Annotated in this window: 1 protein-coding gene; it reads right to left on the bottom strand. The window is 36.3% G+C overall.

What is annotated here, in order from left to right; translation table 11 throughout:
- Nucleotides 1–33: 33 nt before the first annotated feature.
- On the bottom strand, nucleotides 34–1020 hold the full coding sequence (locus tag FTT98_RS17860; protein ID WP_004278529.1) for an IS110 family transposase: 987 nt from the start codon (nucleotides 1018–1020) through the stop codon (nucleotides 34–36).
- Nucleotides 1021–1241 lie beyond the last annotated feature (221 nt).

The following is a 1241-nucleotide window of genomic DNA, read 5'->3' as shown; positions in this document are numbered from 1 at the left end:
GATACCGTCTTGGTAGTCAATCAGGTTTTGAGATTATTCGACCAATAAATAATCTCTTTGATAGGCAGTCTGATGTTTTAAAACGCCATAACACAGATGTATAAGCTTGCGCATTGCAGCACCTAAAGCACACATTTTATTTTTACCCTGGCTTAATAATCGTTGATATAAAGCTTCAATGTGTGGATTATATTTAATCGCTGTTAATGCTGACATATACAATACTGAGCGTATTTTACTGTCACCTGCTTTTGATAAGTGACTTTGCTTGTTGACTGAACTGCCAGACAACTGATGTACTGGAACCAAACCTACATATGCAGCAGCTTGACTTGCTTTTTCAAACTTGTGCGAATGAAATAACCCCAACAGTAATAAGCCTGATCGTTCACCGATTGAAGGAATAGTTTGCAGTAATTTCAAATCCTGTTTCAATGTTGGATCTTGATCTATGTGATTATTTATTAACTTATCAATATGTTCAAGTTGCTGATTTAAATACTCAATATTCTCTTCAAGTAATTTAATCACAACAACGGAGGTATGAGTGGACTGCGCCTTTTCAAGTCGATTCTTTTCCTGCAATAGACTACCTAGATAGACATCTCGTCTGCCTAGTAAAGCTTTTAATAATCTGACATTTTCAGGTTCAGGCTGCCATATGATTAACTTTGCGGTGTAACCATAACGTGAAAGAGCTTCACTATCAGCTTTATCCGTTTTATTTAGCATGGACATGCCTTTGGCAAAGGCTCTTACTCGTGAAGGATTAGCCACACAAACCTTTACACCTGCATCATATAGATAATATCCCAAATTCTCATGATAAACCGAAGTCGCTTCCATGATTGCTGTCACTTGATCAGGTTCAATTTTAAGAGTGATGAGCCATTTGAGCAGACTGCCAAAGCCACTTTCTGTATTAGTAAATATTTTATTTTTTCTTTTTCCAGTCAAACCTTGAGGGAAAATGCAACAATCTATTTTGGTTTTACTGACATCAATACCTAGCATAATCATGGTGATATTCCTTGAGTTTAAGCTATGATTTTTATCCCATTAACCATCATCTTACCTTGTGAATACAGCATCAAAGTGCTTAGTTACCGTTCAGAGTTGTATGAGGGATAAGGGCAAATTGTAGGTTTTATCTCAGGTTCAAATTTAAGATTTTAGCAGCACTCCAAACTCTACAATTTGCGTATAGTGGTAGCTAATCACTATATCAATCAAGATACAAG

Origin of the sequence: Acinetobacter sp. YH12039 (assembly GCF_013420015.1) — a bacterium.
GTDB lineage: Bacteria > Pseudomonadota > Gammaproteobacteria > Pseudomonadales > Moraxellaceae > Acinetobacter > Acinetobacter amyesii.
This window is presented reverse-complemented; position numbering and strand designations above follow the sequence as displayed.

What these genes read in the sequence shown, in the direction of transcription:
- FTT98_RS17860 (WP_004278529.1), bottom strand. Translation starts at nt 1,020, where the DNA reads ATGATTATGCTAGGTATTGATGTCAGTAAAACCAAAATAGATTGTTGC.